The organism is Streptomyces sp. DSM 42067 (assembly GCF_055792885.1).
This window is the reverse complement of record NZ_CM147706.1, coordinates 2,790,288-2,806,455: the sequence shown is the minus strand read 5'-3', so window position 1 is coordinate 2,806,455 and position 16,168 is coordinate 2,790,288. Positions and strand designations below refer to the sequence as shown.

The following is a 16,168-nucleotide window of genomic DNA, read 5'->3' as shown; positions in this document are numbered from 1 at the left end:
TCCGGCGTCACGCGGGTCCGATCCCTGCCATGCCGCCCGTACGATCGGAAAGGTGGCTGGTCGACGGCGTGGTTCCCGGGTAGTGGTGCTGTGGTGCGCGCTGCTCGGCCTGCTCTGCGGGCTCGTCGGATGCGGCGGGCCCGTGGCGCGCGACACGGCGGCGACCGAGGTGCAGCGTCTCCTCGACCGGCGCGCGGACGCGGTGCTGCACCGGGACGAGAAGGCGTATCTGGCCACCGGCCAGGGCGGCGTGGGACGCGCGGAGTTCGAGAACCTCGAGGACGTCCCGCTGGCCGCCTGGGAGTACCGGCTGACCCGCCTCGACCGCTCCGGCCCGCGCGCCACGGCCGATGTCGATCTTCGCTACCGGCTGGACGGCTACGACCACGGCACGGTGGACGCGGCCCGCGCCCTCCGGCTGGAGCGCCGTGACGGCAGCTGGTACGTCACCTCGGAGCGCCCTGCCAAGGACACCGCCGAGCAGCTGTGGGAGCAGGGCCCTGTGCGGGTCGCACGCGGCGCGCACAGCCTCGTCCTCGGCGTGGGGCAGGCCGGGGAGGAACTGCGGCGGTACGCGGACCTCGCCGACCGTGCGGTGCCCGCCGTGCGGGACGCCTGGGGCGGCGAATGGGCGGGGCGCGTCGTCGTCCTGGTGCCGAAGTCGCTGAACGGCATGGCGGCGCTGCTCGGGGCGCCCGCGTCCGGATACCGCGGGATGGCGGCTGTGACCACGGGCGAGGCCGGAGCCTCGGCGAAGGCGCCGGCGGACCGCATCGTGATCAATCCCGAGGCGTACCGCGTGCTCGGCGCCTTCGGCCGCCAGGTCGTCCTCACCCATGAGACGACCCACGTGGCCACCCGTGCGCACACATCGGCTGCGACCCCGCTGTGGCTCTCCGAGGGCTACGCCGACTGGGTCGGCTACCGCGGCACGGGACGTACGGCCGATGAGGCCGCGCCCGAGCTGGCCCGCGCGGTGCGCGCGGGGCGGCTGCCTGCCGCGCTGCCGGACGACGAGGACTTCGGCTTCGGGGGCGACGCGGCGCGCCTCGCGGAGGCGTACGAGGGCGGGTGGCTGGCCTGCCGGATGATCGCCCGCGACTGGGGCGAGGAGCGGCTGAACGACTTCTACCGCGCGGTGGGCGCGCACAAGGACCGGCAGGACGCGGTCGAGGCGGCCCTGCGGGACGTACTCGACACCACGCCCGCCGGGTTCACCGAGCGGTGGCGGGACTATCTGCGGGACGAGCTGGGCACGTGACGTGTTCTCCGGCGCGAGCGGCCGTCGCGTGCCGGCGTGCGGCCTTCAGGAGGGTCTGAGGACCTCCTTGTCGCGGGCGGCCTGGGCGGGCAGCGGGCGGAGCTCGGGGGAGGGCGGCTGCGACACCGTGTGCCGCCACAGACGCACGGCGGCGGTGACGGTCGCGGCGACCAGCAGGCCGTTGCGTACGTAGAGCAGGGTGACGCCCAGCGCGTCGCTGGCCACCACGTGCGAGAACCAGACGGGGAACTCCAGCAGCGTGACCAGGGTGGCGGCCAGCACCAGCCAGGCCGGTACCGTCATCCGGCTGCCGCGGAAGAGCAGGCACACGGCGGCGAGACCCACCAGCCACACCATGTACTGGGGGCTGATCACCCGGCTCGTGACCGTGAACAGCAGGACGGCCGTGAAGGCCGCGTCCGCGGGTGTGCTCGCCGACCAGGTGCGGGCGCGCAGCCGCCACACCACCAGCCAGCCGAGGGCCAGCACCGACAGCGCCTGCGCGAGCATGCTCACCAGCGGCACGTACGGGCCCAGGAACTCCACCGATCCGTAATTGAGCAGCACCTGGCCCGACCAGCCGAAGTGCCGTGCCGTGTGGAAGGCCAGCGCGCCGAGCGACTCGACCTCGGTGCCGCGGTCCCGCTGGAAGGTCAGAAACGCCAGGGCGCCCGGCATGGCGGCGATGAACACGAGCGCGATCAGACCCCCGGTGACGGCCGCCGCGGACCAGGCTCGCGGCCACCTCGGGCGTCCCTCACCGCCGACGGGGTCCTCGCGCACCGCACCGACCAGCAGCAGCACCGGCCACACCTTCAGCAGCGCGCCGAAGCCCGCGAGCGCGCCCATCATGCGGGGACGCCGCGCGCCCGCCAGCAGGGCCGCCACCGCGACGGCCGTGACCATCAGGTCGTAGCGGGCGTACGCGGTGGGCCCGAGCAGCGCCACGCCCGCGACCCACACCCAGACGCCGCGCAGGGTCTTGCCGGGCCGTCCGCCCGCATAGAGCAGCAGCGCCAGCACCAGCGCGTCGGCGAGGAAGGCCAGGACGAAGAACGCCGACGCGTAGTCGAGGAAGGGCAGCAGGGCGGGGGAGAGTACGGCGAGCGCGGCGGCCGGCGGGTACTGCCAGGTGACGTCGTCGAGCGGGAAGGTGCCGGTGCGCAGCACCTCGTACCAGCCCTGGTAGATCACCGAGATGTCGCTCGTCACATCGGGTCCGGGGAAGACGAACACCTTGAAGACGAAGAGCAGAAGGAGCGTCCGGCTCAGCCCCCAGGCCGCCAGGATCCAGACGTATGCCGGAATCCGGGTCCCACGTGCTCCAGCCATGCCCACCTCGTCCGTGTTCGCCTTGCCACAGCAGCCATGATGCCGGGCTGACCTGTGCGAGAGCCATGATGCTCGACCGTTCGGTACTGTCGCCACGATGCACAAGACCCTGATCGTGACCAACGACTTCCCGCCCAGACCGGGCGGAATTCAGGCATTCCTGCACAACATGGCGCTGCGCCTGGACCCGGAGCGACTCGTCGTCTACGCCTCCACCTGGAAGCGGAGCCGCGAGGGCGTCGAGGCCACGGCGGCCTTCGACGCGGAGCAGCCCTTCACCGTCGTACGCGACCGTACGACGATGCTGCTGCCGACGCCGCGTGTGACGCGGCGCGCGGTGTCGCTGCTGCGGGAGCACGGCTGTACGTCGGTGTGGTTCGGGGCGGCCGCGCCGCTCGGCCTGATGGCGCCGGCACTGCGCCGGGCCGGTGCGGAACGGCTGGTCGCCACCACGCACGGCCACGAGGCGGGGTGGGCGCAGCTGCCCGCGTCCCGCGGGCTGCTGCGCCGGATCGGCGACTCCACGGACACCCTGACCTATCTCGGCGAGTACACGCGCTCCCGGATCGCCGCCGCGCTGACGCCCGAGGCGGCAGCGCGCATGGTCCAGCTGCCACCTGGCGTGGACGAGAAGACCTTCCACCCCGGCTCGGGCGGCGACGCGGTCCGCGAGCGGCTGGGTCTGACCGACCGCCCGGTCGTGGTCTGCGTCTCCCGCCTCGTGCCGCGCAAGGGGCAGGACACCCTCATCCGCGCGATGCCGCAGATCCTGGCGAAGGAGCCGGAGGCCGTGCTGCTCGTCGTGGGCGGCGGGCCGTACGAGAAGGAGCTGCGGCGGCTCGCGGACGAGACCGGCGTCGCCCCGTCCGTGCGGTTCACCGGGGCCGTGCCGTGGGAGGAGCTCCCCGCCCACTACGGCGCGGGCGACGTCTTCGCCATGCCGTGCCGGACGCGCCGCGGGGGCCTCGACGTCGAGGGGCTCGGGATCGTGTACCTGGAGGCGTCCGCGACCGGGCTTCCCGTCGTGGCGGGGGACTCCGGCGGGGCGCCGGACGCGGTGCTCGACGGGGAGACCGGGTGGGTCGTCCCCGGGGGCGCCCCCGATGCCGCCGCCGAGCGCATCGTCACCCTGCTCGGCGACCCGGAGCTGCGGAAGCGGATGGGGGAGCGGGGGCGGGAGTGGGTCGAGGAGAGGTGGCGCTGGGACCTGCTGGCGGAGCGGCTCGAGGCGTTGTTGTAGGCCGGGTCCGCTGCCCCGTGCCGGGGCCGCGGACGCCTGCCCACACGGAGCGGTGTGGGGAGAGTGGGGGGTGGAATCTCCCCCCACCCACCGCAACCATCAATTGAGGAACCCCAACGGCGAGCAACCAGCTCCGCGAGAGCGGCGCCGGTTTAGGCGCAATAGAGAGTCTCGATCTCGTCCGCGTAGTCCTTCGCCACCACGTTCCGCTTCAGTTTCAGCGAAGGCGTCAGGTGGCCCGAGTCCTCCGTGAACTGGGCCGTCAGGATGCGGAACTTGCGTACGGACTCGGCCTTGGAGACCGCCGCGTTGCCGTCGTCCACGGCGTTCTGGATGGCGGCGATGAGGTCCGGGTCCTCGTGCAGGGACGCGGCCGTGGAGCCGGCCGGCTTGCCGTGGTCCGCGGCCCAGCGGGCCAGGAACTCCTCGTCGATCGTGACGAGCGCGCCCACGAACGGACGGCCGTCGCCGACGACCATGCACTCGGCGACCAGCGCGTGCGCCCGGATGCGGTCCTCGATCACCGCCGGGGCCACGTTCTTTCCGCCCGCGGTGACGATGATCTCCTTCTTGCGACCGGTGATGGACAGATAGCCGTCCTCGTCGAGCGTGCCGATGTCGCCCGTGTGGAACCACCCGTCGGCCAGGGCCTCCTCGGTCGCGCCCGGGTTGTTCCAGTACTCCTTGAACAGGTGCTCGCCGTGCAGCAGCACCTCGCCGTCGTCCGCGATCCGCACGACAGAGCCCGGCAGCGGCTGCCCGACCGTGCCGATCTTCGCCCGGTCCCAGGGGTTGAAGGCGGTGGCCGCGCAGGACTCCGTGAGGCCGTAGCCCTCGAGGACCGTGAAGCCGATGCCGCGGAAGAAGTGGCCGAGGCGCTCACCCAGCGGCGCGCCGCCCGAGATCGCGTACTCGCCGCGCCCGCCGAGCACGGCGCGCAGCTTGCTGTAGACGAGCTTGTCGAAGGTCTTGTGCTTGATCCTCAGGCCCAGCGACGGGCCTGACGGGGTGTCCAGGGCGCGGCTGTACGCGATGGCCGTGTCCGCGGCCTTGTCGAAGATCTTGCCCTTGCCGTCCGCCTGCGCCTTGGCGCGCGCCGAGTTGTAGACCTTCTCGAAGACGCGCGGCACGCCGAGGATCAACGTCGGCCGGAAGGAGGCGAGTTCGTCGGTCAGGTTCTTGATGTCCGGCACGCAGCCCAGCTTGATCGGCGCCATCATCGGCGCCACCTGCACAAGGCGTCCGAAGACATGCGCCAGCGGCAGGAAGAGCAGCACCGAGCACTCGCCGGTACGGAACAGCGGCCGCATCCGCTCCACGAGGTTGCCGCACTCCGCGAAGAAGCTGCGGTGCGACAGCACACAGCCCTTCGGGCGGCCCGTCGTGCCCGAGGTGTAGACGATCGTCGCCGGGTCGTCGGCCTTGGCGGTCGAGCTGCGCTCCTCGACGGTGGCGTCGTCGACGTCCTTGCCGACGCGCCGCAGCACGTCGAGGGCGCCGGCCTCGATCTGCCAGACCGGGCCGAGGGCGGGCAGCCGGTCGCGTACGGACTCCACGGCGGCCGCGTGCGTGTCGAGCTCCACGATGCAGGCGACCGCGCCCGAGTCACCGAGGATCCACTGCACCTGCTCCGGCGAACTGGTCTCGTACACCGGCACGGTGACCGCGCCCGCGCTCCAGATCGCGAAGTCGAGGAGGGTCCACTCGTAGCGCGTACGGGACATCAGCCCGACGCGGTCGCCCGGGCGCACACCGGAGGCGATCAGGCCCTTGGCGGCGGCCTGCACCTCGGCGAGGAAGGCCGCGGCGGTGACGTCCTGCCAGACACCGTCGACCTTACGGGCGATGACGGCGACGTCCGGGTGCTGTGCGGCGTTTCTGCGGACGATATCGGTCAGATTGCCGTCTGCAGGGACCTCGTACAGGGCCGGAAGGCTGAACTCGCGCAAGACTGCTGCTCCTCATAGGGCACCGGCGCCACGACAGTGTGCGTATGCGACGGTGCGGTCCAAGGCTAGGGCAGGGCGTGCTCATCGGATTCGGTAGTTGAAACCCTGAGCACAACTGGACTGCCCGGACGTTACCGATCGGTACGGCCTCTCCGATAGGGGGTCCCGGCCAGATGTTCGCTGCGTCACATGTGCATGGCGATGCTTCGGGCACAGTAGTCCAAGCAATTCCCGACTGGGAAGTTACCGCAGGTCCGGGACCCTCTACCCACGTTTGACCGCCAGCTCTAGGGTGATCACCATGGCAGCTACACACGTCGGTTACAGCAGGACCAGAATTCACGTGGTCAGCGATGTGCACGGCAACGCCCGCGATCTGGCGAGAGCCGGCGACGGCGCCGACGCGCTGGTCTGCCTGGGAGACCTCGTCCTCTTCCTCGACTACGCCGACCACTCGCGCGGCATCTTCCCCGACCTCTTCGGCCGCGAGAACGCCGACCGCATCGTCGAGCTGCGCACCGCCCGCCGCTTCGAGGAGGCCCGCGCCCTCGGCGCCCGGCTGTGGGCGGGCATCGGCACGGACCGCGCGACGGCCATCGAGAAGGCGGTACGCAAGCAGTACGCCGAGATGTTCGCGGCCTTCCCCACCCCGACGTACGCGACCTACGGCAATGTCGACATGCCGGACCTCTGGCCCGAGTACGCAGGGCCCGGCACCACCGTGCTCGACGGCGAGCGCGTCGAGATCGGCGGCTTGGTCTTCGGCTTCGTCGGCGGCGGACTGCGCACCCCGATGCATACGCCCTACGAGATCAGCGACGAGGAGTACGCCGCCAAGATCGAGGCCGTCGGCGAGGTCGACGTGCTGTGCACGCACATCCCGCCGGAGGTGCCCGAGCTCGTCTACGACACGGTGGCGCGCCGTTTCGAGCGCGGCAGCCGCGCCCTCCTGGACGCGATCAGGCGTACCCGGCCCCGCTACTCGCTCTTCGGCCATGTCCATCAGCCGCTGGTGCGCCGCATGCGCATCGGCGCCACGGAGTGCGTGAACGTCGGGCACTTCGCGGGGTCGGGGCGGCCTTTCGCGCTGGAGTGGTGAGGGCTCGCCGGGGTGGGCTGGAGACGGTCCCCGGAGCGGTCGGGCCGAGAAGACGCGAGGACGGGTGACGGCCTGCGGACGTGTGCGCGGTAGCCTTCACGCTGCATGGACATCTGTCCTGACCGGACCGTATCTGGAGGAGCCACGGCGATGGCGGAACACACCAGCTCGAGCATCACCATCGAGGCGGAGCCGGCCGACGTCATGGCGGTGATCGCGGACTTCGCCCGCTATCCGGACTGGACGGGCGAGGTGAAGGAGGCCGAGGTCCTGGCCACCGACGACAAGGGCCGCGCCGAGCAGGTGCGCCTCGTCATGGACGCGGGCGCCATCAAGGACGACCAGACACTGGCGTACACCTGGACCGGCGAGGACGAGGTCAGCTGGACTCTCGTCAAGTCCCAGATGCTCCGGTCCCTGGACGGCTCGTACATCCTCAAGCCCGCGGGCAAGGGCGGCACCGAGGTCACCTACCAGCTGACCGTGGACGTCAAGATCCCCATGCTCGGCATGATCAAGCGCAAGGCGGAAAAGGTCATCATCGACCGCGCCCTGGCAGGCCTGAAGAAGCGGGTCGAGTCGAAGTAACCGCCGGTCCCGTTGTGGGCAATCGTTCCTCCCCCAGTGCCTTAAGGGGCCTGGGAGGTGCCCCCAGCGGAACGGGTGGGCACAACACCACGACGGCGGGTGCCCCTGCCCAGTACCTCGGCCCTCGCTAGGGAGCCCATGCGCACCATCCTCCTCACAGGCCCCGGCGGCTCAGGCCGCACCACGGTCGCCGCGGCCACCGCGCTGGAAGCGGCCCGCAGCGGCACCCGCACCCTCGTGATCTCCGCCGACCGGAGCGACACCCTGGGCGCCGCGCTCGGCGTGCCCACCGGCGCGGACCCGGTCGAGCCCGAGCCGGGCCTCACGGCGCTGCGGCCCGACCCGGCGGAAGGCTTCCGGGACGATCTGCTCACCCTCCAGGACCGTGCCGCCCCGGCGCTGGACCTGCTGGGCGCCGCCCGCCTCGACGAGGAGGAGCTCACCCCGCTCCCCGGCAGCGGCGAACTGGCCCTGCTGCGCGCCCTGCGCGACGCGGCCGCCGCACCGTACGACCTGCTGGTCGTGGACCTCCCCCCGACCCCGGAGGCCCTCGCCGTCCTCGCGCTGCCGGAGCAGCTGCGCCGCTATCTGCGCCGCCTGCTGCCCGCCGAGCGGCAGGCCGCCCGCGCCCTGCGCCCCGTGCTCGGCCGCCTCGCCGGCGTGCCCATGCCGGGCGCATGGCTGTACGAGACGGCCGCCCGGTGGGACCTCGAACTCGCCGGTGTCCAGGCCGTACTCGAGGATCCCGAGACGACGGTACGGATGGTCGCCGAGCCGGGCCCCGCGGGCGCCGACGCCGTGCGCACCGCCGCCACCGGCCTCGCCCTGCACAGGCTGCGCACGGACGTGCTGATCGCCAACCGCGTGCTGCCCGAGGCCTCCGCCGACCCCTGGCTCGGCGGCGTCGCCGCCCAGCAGCGCAAGGTGCTCGCCGAGTGGGACGGGACGTACGCGGTCCGTGAGGTGGCGCACCTGGGCCGGGACCCGCGCGGCGCCGACGATCTCGCGGCCCTCGACGCGCCCCTGACGTCGGCCGCCCCCACCCCCGTGAGCTGGCCCGTCGCCGACCGTCTCGCCGACGACGGCGTGCTGGTCTGGCACATCCCGCTCCCCGGCGGCGCCCGGGACGAGCTCGAGCTGATCCGGCGCGGCGACGAACTCGTCATCACCGCCGGGCAGTTCCGCCGGGTCGTTCCGCTGCCGTCGGTGCTTCGCCGCTGCACCGTCGCCGGGGCGGGGCTGCGCGACGGCGAGCTGCGCATCAGGTTCGTCCCGGACCCGGATCTATGGCCCAGTGCGGTGAATGGCGTACCTCCGTTCGGGTAACGTCGAAGACATAAGCCCCGGTCCCTGCAGGAGTCTGTCCTCATGAGTGACGCCACCGACCCCCCGCATAGCCTTAATGGCATGGGAGGTACCCCCGACGCATCCGGACCCGCCGACGAGGCGCATATCCCGGGCGACGATGCGCAGGCCGCCGGACCGTTCGACCCCGACGCCTGGGCGAAGGCCTGCGCCGAGGATCTTGAGGCCGAGAAGGCGCGCCGCCGCGCCGAGCACGGGGCGCAGCCCGGTTCGGCCGCCGAGGAGCTGCGCAAGCTCGTCGACGCCGTGGCCGACAAGCTCTCCGGCCTCCAGTCACCGCTGTTCGGCGCGGCCGCGGGAGGCGCCGCACAGCAGGTGGTCAACCAGTTCGTGCAGCAGGCCAAGGCCGCCGTCGAGCCCGTGATCGAGCGCAACCCGGAGGTCTTCGACCACCTGGCGGCCGCCGGATCCGAGCTGCTGGCCGCCTACCGCTCGGCCGTCGAGTCGCAGGAGCGGCGGTGGACCCGCGGCCCCGGCCCCGGGGACGAGGGTCCGGGCCCCGGAGAACACATCGACCTGGACTGAGCGCGTCCCCGGCAAGCGGTACGGTTGGCCTTAGCGGGGCTCGACCGAAAACTGAGGGACACATGGGACTCACCATCGGCGTCGACATCGGCGGCACGAAGATCGCGGCCGGCGTGGTCGACGAGGACGGCAACATCCTCTCGACCTTCAAGGTGCCGACCCCCACCACACCGCAGGCCATCGTGGACGCCATCGCCTCCGCCGTGGAGGGCGCCCGGGCAGGACACGAGATCGTCGGCGTGGGCATCGGCGCGGCGGGATACGTCAACCGCCAGCGCTCCACCGTCTACTTCGCCCCCAACATCGACTGGCGGCAGGAGCCGCTGAAGTCCGAGGTCGAGGACCGCGTGGGCCTCCCGGTCGTCGTCGAGAACGACGCCAACGCGGCCGCCTGGGGCGAGTACAAGTTCGGCGGGGGCAAGGGCCACCGCAACGTCATCTGCATCACCCTGGGCACCGGCCTCGGCGGCGGCATCATCATCGGCAACAAGCTGCGCCGCGGTCACTTCGGTGTGGCCGCCGAGTTCGGGCACATCCGCATGGTGCCGGACGGCCTGCTGTGCGGCTGCGGCAGCCAGGGCTGCTGGGAGCAGTACGCGTCCGGGCGCGCCCTCGTGCGGTACGCGAAGCAGCGGGCCAACGCCACGCCCGAGAACGCCACGGTGCTGCTGTCGATGGGCGACGGCACCCCCGACGGCATCGAGGGCAAGCACATCTCGATGGCGGCCCGCCAGGGCGACCCGGTCGCCGTCGACTCGTACCGTGAGCTGGCCCGCTGGGCCGGCGCGGGCCTCGCCGACCTCGCCTCGCTGTTCGACCCGTCGGCGTTCATCGTCGGCGGCGGGCTCTCGGACGAGGGCGAGCTCGTCCTCGACCCGATCCGCAAGTCCTTCAAACGCTGGCTCGTCGGCGGCAACTGGCGTCCGCAGGCCGAGGTCATCGCCGCCCAGCTCGGCAACAAGGCCGGCCTGGTCGGCGCCGCGGACCTGGCTCGGGAGCCCGACCCCATCATGTGACACAAGGCGTCACGCGCCGTCCGGCAGCGCCCGCCGCGCCCCATTGGGGGCCACGGCGGGCGCTGCCGTGTCGGGGACGGCGCGTCGTGTCGTGTCGAGGGCGGCGCGTGGTGTCGTGCGGGGAGGGCGCGTCGTGTCCCATCGGGAATGGTCGCCCTGCCGCGTCGAGGACGGCCGCCCTGTCGTGTCGAGGACGGCGCGCCCTGCCGTATCTTGATCGCCATGCCGACGAGCCCACCCGCCAGTCCGCTGCCCAACTCCCGCACCGAGGCCGACGGTTCGGCCGTCATCCGGGTGCTCAGCTACAACATCCGGTCCATGCGCGACGACACCGCCGCGCTCGCCCGGGTGATCAGCGCCTGCGCGCCCGACCTCGTACTGATCCAGGAGGCGCCGCGGTTCTTCCGCTGGCGCAAGAAGCTGGCCCGGCTCGCGGCCGCCTCCGGTCTCGTGACCCTTTCCGGCGGGGCGACCGCGGCCGGCCCGGCGCTGCTGTGCTCGCTGCGCGCCACGGTCGAGCGGACCGAGGACGTCCTGCTGCCGCTCACGCCCGGCCTGCACCGCCGCGGCTTCGCGACCGCGGTCGTACGCTTCGGCGACGCCGCCCGGCTCGGCGTACTGAGCTGCCATCTGAGCCTGCAGCAGGACGAACGGTACGAGCAGGGCGGGATGCTGCTCGACCGGCTCGCCGGGATGGGCGTGCCGCACGCCGTCGCGGGCGGCGACATCAACGAACGCCCGGACGGACGCACCTTCCGCCGGCTCGCCGCGGAACTCCAGGACGGCTGGGCCACCAGGCCGTGGGGCGCCGAGTACACGTCGACCCCGGCCGATCCGCACCAGCGCATCGACGCGATCTTCGCGACGTCCGGCGTGGAAATCCTCGGCTGCGGGGTTCCTGTGGGTCACCCTGGAGTCCACGAGAGGGACCTGAGGGCGGCCACGGACCATCTGCCGGTCCTGGCCGCCCTCAGGATTGCCCCTTTTTGCGCCTAAACGGGCGCCGCTCTCGCGGACCCGGCTGCTCGCCGCTGGGGTTCCTCAATTGATGGTGCGGTGTTCGTCGCCTTACACACAACACGCGCGCCGGGACGCACATCAACGCCAGGATGGCGCCGGGATTCAGACCACCGCCCCGCGCCCCGGGTCGTCGTCCTCCTCGTCGTCGTCTCTCATCCGCACCACGAGCGTGGCGAAGCCGCCGAGGAAGCCGCCGATGCCGAGTGTCGTCAGCCACCAGGTCATGTCCCAGCCGAGCAGTATGGCGAGGAGCAGCAGCACGGGGCCGCCGACGACGGCGAGCCAGGCGAACTTGGCCGTGGTGTCGGCGGCGGGCAGGGGCGGCGGCTCCGGGGGTACGAAGTGCCCCTCGTCGTCCGCGTCGAAGTCGTCGTCGGACGGCTCCGGCGCCACGTAGTCGCGAGGGCCGACGCCGGGGGCGAAGGCGATGGAGCTGCCCAGGGGCTTGCCGGTCTTGTCGGCCCCGTCGGGCTTGTTCCGCGCGTCCGGGGACTCCTCCTCGGCCTGGTCCGCGTCGGCATCCTTGTCCGCGCCGGCCGGCGCTGGGTCGTTGTGCTCGATCTCCAGCAGCGCCAGGTCCTCCACCGACTTGAACGGCTTCGCGCCCGGCGGGTCCGGCGGCTCCTCCCCGTACCCGGCGACGATCGCCGCCCAGGCGGCCTCCTCGTCGAACGGCACGCCCCGCTCCTCCGGCTCGCGGCCCTCGTCGCGGTCCGCGTCGTGCTCAGCCACCGGTGGCCGTCCCTTCCCTGTCCCCGACCGGGTCCTCTGTTCCGCCGGCCTTCTCCGAGATCCCCGCCGCGACGGAGGTCACGCTTTCGCCCGGCTCCGTGCCGGCGCCGGGAGCGAGCCGGCCGATGAAGGCACGGCTCTCCTCGAAGATCCGGTCCGCGTCATGGTCCAACGTCGCCACGTGGTAGCTCTGTTCCAGCAGGATCTCCGTGACGTCCGTGGACGAGACCCGGCTGAGGATGCGGGCCGAGTCGGCAGGCGGCACCACATGGTCCTGCGGGCTGTGCAGCAGCAGCAACGGCTGCGTGACCTGCGGAAGCTCGCCGTCGACCAGCCGGAAGAAGATCCGCAGGGAGTGCGCGGCGTGCAGGGGCACCCGGTCGTAGCCGATCTCCTCGACGCCTTCCTTGGCGATGTCGCTGGTGATCCCCTTCGTCGTCCTGACGAGGTGCCGCGCGACCGGCAGCGCGTACGCCGAGAGGCCGTGCACCTTGTTCGCCGGGTTGACAAGTGCGATGCCCGTGATCGCGTCCCCGTGCCTGGCCGCGAGCCGCAGCGCGAGCGCGGCGCCCATGGACAGGCCGAAGACGAAGACCTGCTTGCACCGCTCGAGCAGCGCGCGGAGCTCGCGGTCCACCTCCGCGTACCAGTCCTGCCAGGTGGTGAGCTGCATGTCCTCCCAGCGCGTGCCGTGCCCGGGCAGCAGCGGCAGCGAGACCGTGAGCCCGCGACCGGCGAGATACTGGGCCCAGGGACGCAGCGACTGCGGGGAACCGGTGAAACCGTGACAGAGGAGGACGCCGACCTCTCCGCCCTCGTGGCGGTACGGCTCGGCTCCAGGAAGGACCGGCACCTTCGGTCTCCAGTTCATGAGGCTCGGACGGGGTACCCCCGGCAATAGTCCGGCGACTACGTGCGTGGAACCGCTTCGGAGGCGTACTTCACCGTACGCGACCGTACTGACACCGACCAGATCCGGGCGCGGTCGAGCCCGCCTGCTCCAGGCGGAGCCAGGACCCCCGCTCCAGGCGGAGCCAGGACCCTCACGGGTTAAGGTCTGATCCACGGAAACAGGAGGCACCCGGGTGATCTACGAGGCAATGAAGTTCTCCATCGGAGGGCCGCTGAAGCTTGCCTTCAGGCCCTGGGTGGAAGGGCTCGAGAACGTGCCCGCCGAGGGCCCGGCCATCCTGGCGAGCAACCATCTGTCGTTCTCGGACTCCTTGTTCCTGCCCGCCGTCCTCGACCGCAAGATCACCTTCATCGCCAAGTCGGAGTACTTCACCACGCCCGGCATCAAGGGACGCCTGACCGCCGCGTTCTTCAAGGGCGTCGGCCAGCTTCCGGTGGACCGCTCGGGCGCGCGGGGAGCGGGTGAGGCGGCCATCAAGAGCGGCATAGGGGTCATCGAGCGCGGTGAACTGTTCGGCATCTACCCGGAGGGCACCCGTTCGCCCGACGGGCGCCTCTACCGCGGCAAGCCCGGAGGCCTCGCGCGCGTGGCGCTCGCCACCGGTGCGCCCGTCATCCCGGTCGCGATGATCGACACCGAGAAGATCCAGCCGCCGGGGAAGGTGGTCCCGAAGCTGATGCGCCCGGGCATCCGCATCGGCAAGCCGCTGGACTTCAGCCGCTACAGCGGCATGGAGCACGACCGGTTCGTGCTGCGCGCGGTGACCGACGAGGTCATGTACGAGATCATGAAGCTCTCCGGCCAGGAGTACGTCGACATCTACGCGACGGCCGCGAAGCGGCAGATTGCGGAGGCCGCGAAGGCCGAGAGGGAAGCGGCCAAGGCGGAGGCCAGAGCGGTGAAGGACACCGGCGACAAGGGCGGAACGGAGCAGGAGCGGTCCGGCTCGTAGTGGCGCCGCCGCCGGCGGCGCCGAGGGTGGGGAACCTTAGGGGTGGGGAGCATGGCCAAGCGCGAGCGAGTCATGAGGATGTCGGTCGAGCAGCCGCTGTGGCGTGCGCTCACCGCGTACCGCATCCTCACCATGCTGTACGCGATCGCGCTCTTCCTCTCTGCGTACGACGAGTTCGTCCGCCCCTGGGTGGCCGTCGCCTACTTCGCGGTGCTCCTCGTCTGGACTCTGGCCACGCTGCGCCAGGTCGCGAGCGCGGCCAGCTGCACCAGGTGGTTCCTCGTCACCGATCTCACCATCGCGCTCACCGGCATCCTGCTCACACCGGTCGCCGACGCGCACGAGCGGATCGTGGCCGGCGGACCGACCCTGCCGACCATATGGACAGCGGGCGCCGTCCTCGCGTACGCCCTCAAGGGCGGCTGGCGCTGGGCGGCCGTCGCCTCCGCGCTAGTAGGCGTCGCCAACATCGTCCAGCGGGGCGCGCTCAGCCAGGACACCTTCCACAACGTCCTGCTGGTCTGGGTCGCCTCCATCGCCATCGGCTACGTCGTCGAGGTCGCCCGCGCCTCCGAGCGCACCCTCGCCCGCGCCCTGGAGATCGAGGCCGCGACGCGCGAGCGCGAAAGGCTCGCCCGGGACATCCACGACGGCGTGCTCCAGGTCCTCGCCATGGTGCAGCGCCGCGGCTCGGCGCTCGGCGGTGAGGCCGCTGAGCTCGGCCGCATGGCGGGTGAGCAGGAGGCCGCCCTGCGGGCGCTGGTCGCGGGGGGCCTGGTGCCCGCCTCGCACGCGTCGGAGGACGCCTCCCAGGGGGCGGTCGTACGCGTGGTGGAGGTACCGGACGACGAGGACGCCGCGGACGCGCCGTGCGACCTGCGCTCGCTGCTCGCACCGCACGCCGGAGCGCGGGTGACCCTCTCGGAGCCGGGCGCCCCGGTGCTGCTCGCACCCGCCGCGGCGAAGGAGGTGGCCGCCGCTGTCAGTGCCGCCCTGGACAATGTCCGCAACCATGCCGGCGACGGCGCGCGGGCCTGGATCCTGGTCGAGGACGAGCCGGACGCGGTGATCGTGACAGTGCGGGACGACGGGCCCGGCATCCCCGAGGGGCGGCTTGCCCAGGCCGAGGGGGAGGGCCGCCTCGGTGTGGCCCTGTCGATCCGGGGCCGGCTGCGGGACATGGGAGGCACGGCCGAGGTGATCTCGGTACCGGGTCAGGGCACAGAGGTCGAACTGAAGGTTCCACGGGGGAAGGCGACACGGAGATGAGCGAGAAGAACGAAACGGCCGCACAGGCGCAGGAGTTGACGCAGAAGCAGGGGCCAGGACAAGAGCATGGGCGTATCAAGGTGATGGTGGTCGACGACCACCCGATGTGGCGGGACGCCGTCGCCCGCGATCTCACCGAGTCCGGCTTCGACGTGGTCGCCACGGCGGGCGACGGTGAGCAGGCCGTGCGCCGCGCCCGCGCCGTCGAGCCGCATGTGCTCGTGCTCGACCTCAACCTGCCGGGCAAGCCGGGCGTCCAGGTGTGCAAGGAGCTCGTCGGGACCGACAAGACGCTGCGCGTGCTCGTCCTGTCCGCGAGCGGCGAGCACGCCGACGTCCTCGAGGCGGTCAAGTCCGGTGCCACGGGCTATCTGCTGAAGTCGGCGTCCACGGAGGAGCTGATCGACGCGGTGCGCCGCACGGCGGTCGGTGACGCCGTCTTCACGCCCGGCCTCGCCGGCCTGGTCCTCGGCGAGTACCGCAGGCTGGCATCCGAGCCCGCGCCCTCCGCCCCGGACGAGCCCAAGGCGCCGCAGCTCACCGAGCGCGAGACCGAGGTGCTGCGGCTGGTCGCCAAGGGCCTGAGCTACAAGCAGATCGCCGAACGGCTCGTCATATCGCACCGCACCGTGCAGAACCACGTGCAGAACACCCTCGGCAAGCTCCAACTCCACAACCGCGTCGAGCTCGTCCGGTACGCGATAGAGCGCGGCCTCGACGACGAGTGAACCGCGTCCCTCATCAAGCCCGTCAACCTCACCCGCACCGGCAGCCGCTCGTTCGAGTGAAACGGTCTCGATCAATCCCTCGATAATTCACCGGAATTGACCCTCCGCCCTGTCCCGAAGTGACGTGGATCACCATTAGCGTGACCCGCATCGGCTCATACCGGAGCGAAGGGACATTT

15 protein-coding genes are annotated in these 16,168 nt (G+C 71.8%); 11 read left to right on the top strand and 4 right to left on the bottom strand.

From position 1 onward, the window contains the following. The first annotated feature begins 52 nt into the window (after nucleotides 1-52). The gene (locus ACSMXV_RS13105) at nucleotides 53-1,261 is read left to right on the top strand and encodes a hypothetical protein (RefSeq protein ID WP_473177808.1); all 1,209 of its coding nucleotides are present in this window, start codon (nucleotides 53-55) and stop codon (nucleotides 1,259-1,261) included. 45 nt (nucleotides 1,262-1,306) lie between these two features. Here the strand turns inward: ACSMXV_RS13105 and ACSMXV_RS13100 are convergent, their stop codons facing one another. Further along, on the bottom strand, nucleotides 1,307-2,593 hold the full coding sequence (locus ACSMXV_RS13100; protein ID WP_473177807.1) for a glycosyltransferase 87 family protein: 1,287 nt from the start codon (nucleotides 2,591-2,593) through the stop codon (nucleotides 1,307-1,309). Nucleotides 2,594-2,690: 97 nt separating this feature from the next. Here ACSMXV_RS13100 and ACSMXV_RS13095 point away from each other — a divergent pair, with 97 nt between their 5' ends. Beyond that, the gene (locus ACSMXV_RS13095) at nucleotides 2,691-3,833 is read left to right on the top strand and encodes a glycosyltransferase family 4 protein (RefSeq protein ID WP_473177806.1); all 1,143 of its coding nucleotides are present in this window, start codon (nucleotides 2,691-2,693) and stop codon (nucleotides 3,831-3,833) included. Between the two features lie 152 nt (nucleotides 3,834-3,985). Here the strand turns inward: ACSMXV_RS13095 and ACSMXV_RS13090 are convergent, their stop codons facing one another. Further along, nucleotides 3,986-5,782 (bottom strand): AMP-dependent synthetase/ligase, encoded by a 1,797-nt coding sequence (locus ACSMXV_RS13090; protein WP_473177805.1) that lies wholly within the window; start codon nucleotides 5,780-5,782, stop codon nucleotides 3,986-3,988. A 301-nt stretch (nucleotides 5,783-6,083) separates the two neighbouring features. Here ACSMXV_RS13090 and ACSMXV_RS13085 point away from each other — a divergent pair, with 301 nt between their 5' ends. From ACSMXV_RS13085 to ACSMXV_RS13060, 6 genes are all read left to right on the top strand, one after another. Beyond that, complete coding sequence (locus ACSMXV_RS13085) at nucleotides 6,084-6,881, top strand: metallophosphoesterase family protein (RefSeq protein WP_473177804.1); 798 nt, start codon at nucleotides 6,084-6,086, stop codon at nucleotides 6,879-6,881. Between the two features lie 150 nt (nucleotides 6,882-7,031). Then, the gene (locus tag ACSMXV_RS13080; RefSeq protein ID WP_473177803.1) at nucleotides 7,032-7,469 is read left to right on the top strand and encodes an SRPBCC family protein; all 438 of its coding nucleotides are present in this window, start codon (nucleotides 7,032-7,034) and stop codon (nucleotides 7,467-7,469) included. Between the two features lie 138 nt (nucleotides 7,470-7,607). Beyond that, entirely contained in the window at nucleotides 7,608-8,795 is a 1,188-nt protein-coding gene (locus ACSMXV_RS13075) for an ArsA family ATPase (RefSeq protein WP_473177802.1), read from the top strand. A gap of 81 nt (nucleotides 8,796-8,876) precedes the next feature. Continuing rightward, on the top strand, nucleotides 8,877-9,359 hold the full coding sequence (locus ACSMXV_RS13070) for a DUF5304 domain-containing protein (protein ID WP_473177801.1): 483 nt from the start codon (nucleotides 8,877-8,879) through the stop codon (nucleotides 9,357-9,359). A gap of 62 nt (nucleotides 9,360-9,421) precedes the next feature. Beyond that, nucleotides 9,422-10,375 (top strand): ROK family glucokinase, encoded by a 954-nt coding sequence (locus tag ACSMXV_RS13065; RefSeq protein ID WP_181659528.1) that lies wholly within the window; start codon nucleotides 9,422-9,424, stop codon nucleotides 10,373-10,375. A gap of 222 nt (nucleotides 10,376-10,597) precedes the next feature. Continuing rightward, nucleotides 10,598-11,371, top strand: a complete 774-nt coding sequence (locus tag ACSMXV_RS13060; protein ID WP_473177800.1) for an endonuclease/exonuclease/phosphatase family protein — start codon at nucleotides 10,598-10,600, stop codon at nucleotides 11,369-11,371. A gap of 126 nt (nucleotides 11,372-11,497) precedes the next feature. Here the strand turns inward: ACSMXV_RS13060 and ACSMXV_RS13055 are convergent, their stop codons facing one another. Both ACSMXV_RS13055 and ACSMXV_RS13050 read right to left on the bottom strand, forming a co-directional pair. Beyond that, complete coding sequence (locus tag ACSMXV_RS13055) at nucleotides 11,498-12,127, bottom strand: hypothetical protein (RefSeq protein WP_473177799.1); 630 nt, start codon at nucleotides 12,125-12,127, stop codon at nucleotides 11,498-11,500. Then, nucleotides 12,120-12,980, bottom strand: a complete 861-nt coding sequence (locus ACSMXV_RS13050) for an alpha/beta hydrolase (RefSeq protein ID WP_473177798.1) — start codon at nucleotides 12,978-12,980, stop codon at nucleotides 12,120-12,122. Before ACSMXV_RS13050 ends, ACSMXV_RS13055 begins: the two co-directional genes overlap by 8 nt. 247 nt (nucleotides 12,981-13,227) lie before the next feature. On the opposite strand from ACSMXV_RS13050, the gene ACSMXV_RS13045 reads away from it, so the two are divergent. The 3 genes from ACSMXV_RS13045 (at nucleotide 13,228) to ACSMXV_RS13035 (ending at nucleotide 15,989) form a co-directional block, all read left to right on the top strand. After that, nucleotides 13,228-13,992: a lysophospholipid acyltransferase family protein gene (locus ACSMXV_RS13045; RefSeq protein WP_473178917.1), complete on the top strand. Its 765-nt coding sequence runs from the start codon at nucleotides 13,228-13,230 to the stop codon at nucleotides 13,990-13,992. 51 nt (nucleotides 13,993-14,043) lie between these two features. Continuing rightward, complete coding sequence (macS, locus tag ACSMXV_RS13040) at nucleotides 14,044-15,261, top strand: MacS family sensor histidine kinase (RefSeq protein WP_473177797.1); 1,218 nt, start codon at nucleotides 14,044-14,046, stop codon at nucleotides 15,259-15,261. A gap of 83 nt (nucleotides 15,262-15,344) precedes the next feature. After that, a complete protein-coding gene (locus ACSMXV_RS13035; protein ID WP_473178916.1) occupies nucleotides 15,345-15,989 on the top strand; it encodes a response regulator in 645 nt (214 codons plus the stop codon). Nucleotides 15,990-16,168 lie beyond the last annotated feature (179 nt).